The 3414-nt window shown below is 62.7% G+C and carries 5 protein-coding genes and 1 tRNA gene; 4 read left to right on the forward strand and 2 right to left on the reverse strand.

The window, feature by feature from the left end; genetic code table 11:
- Nucleotides 1-38: 38 nt before the first annotated feature.
- The gene (locus tag ACZY0B_RS27035; RefSeq protein ID WP_463767303.1) at nucleotides 39-539 is read left to right on the forward strand and encodes a nitroreductase family deazaflavin-dependent oxidoreductase; all 501 of its coding nucleotides are present in this window, start codon (nucleotides 39-41) and stop codon (nucleotides 537-539) included.
- Between the two features lie 17 nt (nucleotides 540-556).
- Here ACZY0B_RS27035 and ACZY0B_RS27040 read toward each other — a convergent pair whose 3' ends face one another.
- Nucleotides 557-1216: a transmembrane-type terpene cyclase gene (locus ACZY0B_RS27040; protein WP_463767304.1), complete on the reverse strand. Its 660-nt coding sequence runs from the start codon at nucleotides 1214-1216 to the stop codon at nucleotides 557-559.
- Between the two features lie 100 nt (nucleotides 1217-1316).
- Here ACZY0B_RS27040 and ACZY0B_RS27045 point away from each other — a divergent pair, with 100 nt between their 5' ends.
- The 3 genes from ACZY0B_RS27045 (at nucleotide 1317) to ACZY0B_RS27055 (ending at nucleotide 3273) form a co-directional block, all read left to right on the forward strand.
- Nucleotides 1317-1955: a TetR/AcrR family transcriptional regulator gene (locus tag ACZY0B_RS27045; protein ID WP_463767305.1), complete on the forward strand. Its 639-nt coding sequence runs from the start codon at nucleotides 1317-1319 to the stop codon at nucleotides 1953-1955.
- 158 nt (nucleotides 1956-2113) lie between these two features.
- Nucleotides 2114-2698 (forward strand): hypothetical protein, encoded by a 585-nt coding sequence (locus ACZY0B_RS27050; protein WP_463767306.1) that lies wholly within the window; start codon nucleotides 2114-2116, stop codon nucleotides 2696-2698.
- A 74-nt stretch (nucleotides 2699-2772) separates the two neighbouring features.
- Nucleotides 2773-3273 carry a DUF4232 domain-containing protein gene (locus ACZY0B_RS27055; RefSeq protein ID WP_463767307.1) on the forward strand — a complete coding sequence of 167 codons (501 nt, stop codon included), beginning with the start codon at nucleotides 2773-2775 and terminating at the stop codon, nucleotides 3271-3273.
- Nucleotides 3274-3337: 64 nt separating this feature from the next.
- Here ACZY0B_RS27055 and ACZY0B_RS27060 read toward each other — a convergent pair.
- Nucleotides 3338-3413 (reverse strand) — tRNA-Arg (locus ACZY0B_RS27060).
- Nucleotide 3414 lies beyond the last annotated feature (1 nt).

Raw genomic sequence — 3414 nt, forward strand, 5'->3', positions numbered from 1 at the left:
GGCCGGGATCAGGTCGACAGCGCTAAGCCGGTGTGAGGGTGCCAAGTCGATCCTTCAACGATGCCAACGCATTCCATCGGGCGATGCGCACCTTCGCTGCCACCACGCTCGGGTCCGCGGTCTTTCGCCCGACCGCGCACCACCTGGACCGGTTCGCCAGCAAGCTCACCGGCGGTAAGCGCAGCTTCGCCGGGCTGGTAACCGGCGTTCCTGCCGTCACTCTCACCACGATTGGCGCAAAGTCGGGCGAGCGCCGAACTGTCGCAGTGTACGGAATCCCGCATCGCGAGGGCCTGGCCGTCATCGCGTCGAACTGGGGTGGTGCCAAGCACCCGGCCTGGTACCACAACCTCAAGGCCAACCCACAAGGCACGGTGTCGATCGAGGGCGATACCTGGGATGCGGTGGCGCGGACCGCCACACCTCGCGAGCGTGACGAGATCTGGGCAAAAGGACTCGAGCTGTATCCGGGCTGGCGGAAGTACGAAGCGCGGGCTGGCGAACGCCACATCGAGGCATTCGTCCTCGTCCGGAGTTGAGGCTGGCTCGAATCTCGCTAGACCGATGCTGTCGCAGGGTCGGCGCTTACCTTGTCGCGTTGATACCGCGGGGCTTTCGACAAAAGGAACACATAGAGCGCATCGAGAACCAGAATCTCGACGTAGATCACCAGCCAGACGACGTTTCCCGGGGCGTAGAGGTACTGGGAGATGGAAGCGGTCACAGTGCCCAGCAGCTTGCCCCAGGCTATCCACATGCTCTGGCCGCGCCGGTCACCGCGACGCATGAGCATGCTCAGGAACAGTGCAGACATGATCAGGTTGTCGACGTAAGCCGTGTAGACCGAACCGTTTTCGCGCCCGAACACCGACACCGTGGCGACCATCATCGGGGTCACCATCACAAAAGTGAAGACGACCTTGGGCCAAAAGTAAGACTGGGGAAGGCTTTTCGGGTAGTCGGAGCGCCAGTACTTCACGAAGACCGCGAGGATGGCGATATCGGCGGCGAACCAGATCGCGTTGATTACCTCCTGCATCATCCCGCCGACCGACGGGTAGACGAACGTGAACAGGAACTCCCAGGTGATGTTCATTGCTAACGCGAGAAAGGGCATCGCGTAGCTGCGGTCGAGCAGGCCCTGCCGTATCACGCACGCGTAGGTGATGATCCAGAAGATCCCGCTGGCAAGCCCGAACATGTCGATCAGGGACACAGGAGACCTCATTCCGCGGTAGTCAGATACAGACTAGTAGTCTGTATCTTGTGGCGTGGCCGAATGAACGACACAGTGCCGGACACCGGAACGTCGGCCGATGACGAGACGAACTCAGGCGGATCGTCGTGCCGCAACCCGCGCGGCCATCCTCGCGGCCGCCCGCGAGTTGTTCACCGAGCACGGCTATCACGGGTGCAGCATCGACGCGATCCTGAATCGCGCCGGATCCAGCAAAGGGGCCTTCTATCACCACTTTTCGGACAAAGCTGCGGTGCTCGAGGCGCTGCTCACCGACTTCGAGGAGGAGGGCGTCCGCAGGGCCAGGGAGTGGAGTGCCGGGATAACGTCGCCGCTGGAGATCATGCGGCTGTCGATACGCAGCCTGTTGAATTGGTGCACGGATCCGTACATCCGGCAGGTCGTGCTGACCGACGCGCTATCTGTGCTGGGCTTCGCCCGGTGGCATCAGATTGACGACCGCTACACGCTCGACGTTCTGGATCAACTGCTTCAACGGGGCATCGCCGCAAAAGAGGTGCGCCCGCTGCCCTCGGCCCGGATGACCGCCCGGCTGATCATCGCCGCAACAAACGAGGCGGCACTGTTCGTCGCAAACGCGGTCGATGTCGGGGCCGCCCGCGCAGAGGCGCTTGCCGCCATCGACTTGATGATCACGTCGATCGCGGCCCCGGGCGCAGCCGGTCGGCGCGGCGACGGAAGCAGCGGCCACCAATAATTTTGTGGCACAGCCGATTACACCTTTCGGTATTCCGTTAGCGACCATGGGCGGCAGGATTCTTTGCACGAACGCGGAAATTGAGAGGGCATGGACTGGAAATGGGGTCGTCACCGATGATGAGGTCTCGTTCAATCGCACCGCTCGTTTCAATCGTCGTGCTGATCGCAAGCATCGCCGTCGCAGCGTGCAGTCCAGGCCAACGCGCGCCCGCGGCCGATTACGCCGTCTACGCCGAATACTCACTGTCGAACAAGCCGATGGTCGCCGGCTGGAACGCGCGGGTCTTCAATAAGAAGGAAGTTCAGGAAGGCGGGAACATCAGCCTCGACGAGCGAACCGGCGTTGTGACGCTGCGTACTGGTCTGTATCACGTGACGGCTATGTCGTTGATCGACTACTACGACGAGGCGAACCCGACCATCATCCCGACGTCAGTGACGCCGCCGGCCGGTTACGCGCGCCTGCGATATCTCGAGGATGCCCTGAGCCCAGACGTCGTCCCCACGATCGACGTGATCAACGCCAGCAACGCCAAGGCGCTCTCCGTCGGCACGGGAAGTGACGCCAACGCGCTGCCGAGCTTCATGGACACGTTCGTGAGAGTGAAGGACAAGGCCAATCTCGTTGTCGAGCACCAGGTTGGCAATGAGGTGAAGGGTCTCTATTTGCAGGTCAATGCGAATGGCTCGGTCTGGCACGTCAACGCACGAATCTCGATCCAACTTATAGATGGCGGCTAGGGTTCTCGCAGCGGCCTTGGGATACGAAGGTGGGGAAGGCGAACCCGATGAGACTCTCAACATGCGCGACCGCCATGACCATTGCAGCGGTACTCGCTCTGCCGGCAGCGACGAATACGACAGCGGCAGCCGTGCCATGGTGCGGGGCCGATTCGCTGAATCTCGGTACCAGTCCGCCCATTTCGCCCGGTCAACAGGTCTATCTGCACTTTTACCTGATTTTGACGAATGTGTCCCAGCAGACCTGCAGCCTGCGGGGCTATCCCGGTGTGGACCTCGTGGGTCCCGACGATCCGACGCTAGGCCCGACCTACAGCCTGCCCAGGGAGGGCGGCGATGTGCAGCCCGTCGTACTCGCGCCAGGAGCATCGGCCGCCAGCCTTCTGGCCTTCCTGCCGAAGATAGGCCCCAACGGCTCGGAACCGGCCTGGCCGCCGACCACGATCCTGGTGACTCCGCCGGACTCCACGACACAGCTACAGACCCCATGGATTCCCGGCGGGTTCACCGTGCTGCGCCAGGGCGACGGGACACACCCGGGCGGCCACATCGGGCCACTGCAGTCGTACGCGTGAATCCCGCAGCGCGGATTTAGGTTACGGGCCGCGCGGGTTTTAGGGCTTTGACCTGTGACAACCCTGGTGCCCCCGGCAGGATTCGAACCTGCGGCCTTCTGCTCCGGAGGCAGACGCTCTATCCCCTGAGCTACGGGGGCG

It is taken from the genome of Mycobacterium sp. IDUB_19 (genome assembly GCF_055419445.1).

What these genes read in the sequence shown, in the direction of transcription:
- ACZY0B_RS27045 (WP_463767305.1), top strand. Translation starts at nt 1,317, where the DNA reads ATGACGAGACGAACTCAGGCGGATCGTCGTGCCGCAACCCGCGCGGCC.
- ACZY0B_RS27055 (WP_463767307.1), top strand. Translation starts at nt 2,773, where the DNA reads ATGACCATTGCAGCGGTACTCGCTCTGCCGGCAGCGACGAATACGACA.